This is a genomic window from Bradyrhizobium sp. P2_E8 (assembly GCF_056403875.1).
The window spans coordinates 1-2,704 of the sequence record NZ_JBFUES010000990.1; the positions used below are offsets into that span (position 1 = coordinate 1).

The 2,704-nt window shown below is 66.4% G+C and carries 4 protein-coding genes; 2 read left to right on the forward strand and 2 right to left on the reverse strand.

Annotation, left to right across the window (positions count from 1 at the left end; genetic code table 11):
- The first annotated feature begins 396 nt into the window (after window positions 1–396).
- On the forward strand, window positions 397–633 hold the full coding sequence (locus tag AC1D00_RS35510) for a dienelactone hydrolase family protein (RefSeq protein ID WP_404554359.1): 237 nt from the start codon (window positions 397–399) through the stop codon (window positions 631–633).
- Here AC1D00_RS35510 and AC1D00_RS35515 read toward each other — a convergent pair.
- The gene (locus AC1D00_RS35515) at window positions 617–1,378 is read right to left on the reverse strand and encodes a hypothetical protein (protein ID WP_135172541.1); all 762 of its coding nucleotides are present in this window, start codon (window positions 1,376–1,378) and stop codon (window positions 617–619) included. The two genes, AC1D00_RS35510 and AC1D00_RS35515, sit on opposite strands and share 17 nt — an antisense overlap.
- A gap of 14 nt (window positions 1,379–1,392) precedes the next feature.
- Window positions 1,393–1,581, reverse strand: coding sequence for a hypothetical protein (locus AC1D00_RS35520; RefSeq protein ID WP_027531082.1), 189 nt, complete (start codon window positions 1,579–1,581; stop codon window positions 1,393–1,395).
- A 256-nt stretch (window positions 1,582–1,837) separates the two neighbouring features.
- On the opposite strand from AC1D00_RS35520, the gene AC1D00_RS35525 reads away from it, so the two are divergent.
- A partial coding sequence (locus AC1D00_RS35525) for a DUF2336 domain-containing protein (RefSeq protein WP_477013878.1) occupies window positions 1,838–2,704 on the forward strand: 867 nt, incomplete at its 3' end.

Genomic DNA, 2,704 nt, shown 5'->3' on the forward strand with positions numbered 1-2,704 from the left:
GAAAAATTCGATACGGATTCAAATGCAGTCCTGGAATCTGAGCTCATCCCAAAATTCCTTCGCGCAAAAATGACTTGGTGCAACCAGATGATCCTATCGATATAGCGTCGAAGAACAAGCGCCAATCAGATCGGTACGCGGATATGCTCAACGGGGCTGGCGGCTGCGCCAGGCACGAGTTCCCGCCCCTGCAGCGGGTGGCGCCTTGGCGCGCTCGTCGCGCTGGTTGCAGGGTCGGTCGCAGCCTGGAGTACTGGCGGGGCCGCCGCGCAGGATGGGCTGCAATGGACCCCTGTGGTCTGGGATGCCGGGGCGATCTACCGCGGAGCAACAATTGCGTCCGACCTTGTTCTTCCCGTTGCAGCCGAGAGCATCGAGCAATTTGTCGCACCGCGCATGGTGCTGCTCAAGCCGGACGGCGCCGGCCCGTTCCCTGCCATCGCGCTCCTGCACCAGTGCGCGGGACTGAATCCTGCCATCGCGGCCTGGGCGCGCAGAGCCGTCGCGCATGGCTACGTCGTCCTGCTCCTCGACAGTTGGGGCACGGGACGTCAGGACTCCGAGCGCAGGCTGTTCGCGTTCCTCGAACGTGCGATGCCGAAGCAATTGCCGCGGGTCAGCCCTTCGAGATGACCGCGCGACCGTAGGGCGGCTGCGCTTGGACCGGCGGGTTGGCAGTCTGGGCTGCGAGCTCGCCGATCAGGCGGTCGGCGTCGGCGGCCATGCCGTCGGGCGCCTGGATCACCAGGCGCTCCAGCGCCCAGCGATAGGAGGAGACGCGCTGCTCCAGGCACTGCTGCACCCACTGGATGATCAGCGAGTTCTCCTGCATGCGCTCGACCGCATCCTCCCTCTCCTTCGGCGAGAGGGCGGAGACGCGCGCCATGCTGGCATTGCGCTTCTTGTCGAGATCGATGACGCGGATCGCGGAGGCGAAGAACGGCTCGAAGCGGGTGGTGTCGTTGCGCACGTCCTCGATCAGCTGCGCATAGCGCGAGGAATGCGAGCGGTGCGGCTCGTCGATCAGCGTGCGCCCGTACATGGTGCGGTCGAACACGACCTTCTGCCGCCACGGTGACGGCAAGGCCTTGTAGTCGCCGAACACGCTCTTCCATGCGGGGCGCGACAGCGGCGGCTCGATCAGGGGATAGGCGAGGTCGCGAAGCTGGCGCTCCTCGTCGGTGAGCTGGAATTGCGACGGCCTCAACCCGACGCTCGCGGTGACCTCGGCGCCGAGCCAGCGATGCATGTCGTCGCTGCGCATGCTCTCGCGGGTGCGGCCGAAATCGCCGCCACTACAGGCGCCGAGCGCCGCACCGAGCAGCGTGAGCAGGACGGCCGATACGAAGGGCCGGATCTGGCGGATGGTGTCCGGCATTGCGAGAGCCGGATCTAGCGGCGACGACGACGGCGCCCCGGCGCTGTGCCCGCTTCCGGCCCACGATCGCCGCTGGTTTCGTCCGCCTCGCGCTCGATGCGGATCACGGGAAGGATCAGAATCGTCCCCATGTCCGCGCGCGGTGTGACGTCCCCCGACGAGCCTACCCGGCGACCGGCCGGAAATTCGATGATGGTCCCCATGTCAGCTCTCTTCAATTGCCGCGCGACCAAACGCGCCCCAGCAACATGCGGATCATTAAGATCAGCTCATGGTTAACGGGGTGTAAAGATGGCCTTTGGACCGTAACCGCACGGAACCGGCCGCGCCGTCCCGTTGCGGCACGACAATGCCTGGAATTGCAGGGCCGGCTTCACGCCTCGTTTTCCTTAACGAGGCTTTAAAAGAACCTGCGCTATGCTCGTCCGCGAGTCTCTTTTCCGAGTTGCGTACGCCTCCATGACCAAGTCGCTGTTTCCCGGATTCGACGGGCTGATGACCCTCTCCCGTCGCGAAGGCGTCGATGTTCGCCCGACGCTGCTGCGCGTGCTGACCGACCTCTATGTCCAGACGCGCGTCCACAGCGAGGACGAGCAGCGGCAATTCGTCGAACTCGCCACGCGATTGATCGACCAGGTCGACGATGCGACGCGCGCGGCCGTCAAGGCGCGGCTTGCGGTCTATCCATCGACGCCGGTCCCGATCCTGCAGAAGCTCGGGCTGGTCGCCGCCCAGGAAGGCCGCAGGGTTCCGCTCGCGCGCGAAATCCCGGCGTCCCCGCCGGAGCCCTCCCCGGTCCGCGCGCCGACCGAGGCCGAGCAGCGCATGGCCTCGAACATGGCGATGCAGCCGACGGACGCTGCCGAAATCCACGACATGTTCTTCGGCGCCGATGCGTCCCAGCGCGCGTTGATCCTGCACAATCTGGAGCAGACGCCGCTGAAGGCCGCGCCGCGGATTCCGACCGTGCGCGCCAAGCGCGCGATCCAGATCCTGGAGATGGCGGCGATCGCGGGCGACGTCGAGAATTTCACCTACGAGCTCGGCGACAGCCTGATCCTGCCCTCGCGCGTCGCGGCCCAGATCGTCGACGATCCCGGCGGCGAAGCGCTCGCGGTCGCCGCGCGCGCGCTCGACATGCCGAGCCCGAACTTCCAGCGCATTCTCCTGTTCTTCAAGCCGGAGATCGGCAACTCCGTGAACAACGTGTACCGGCTGTCGCGGCTCTACGATCGCCTCGGCGAGCGCTCCGCGCTGGTGATGCTGGCCGCCTGGCGCGGCTCCACGCTCGCGGTCACGCGCGCAAAGTACCAGTCGTCGCTGCAC

Bases quoted from the DNA above. Each gene is read 5' to 3' on its own strand.
- AC1D00_RS35510 (WP_404554359.1), top strand. From the start codon at position 397: ATGGTGCTGCTCAAGCCGGACGGCGCCGGCCCGTTCCCTGCCATCGCG.
- AC1D00_RS35515 (WP_135172541.1), bottom strand. From the start codon at position 1,378: ATGCCGGACACCATCCGCCAGATCCGGCCCTTCGTATCGGCCGTCCTG.
- AC1D00_RS35520 (WP_027531082.1), bottom strand. From the start codon at position 1,581: ATGGGGACCATCATCGAATTTCCGGCCGGTCGCCGGGTAGGCTCGTCG.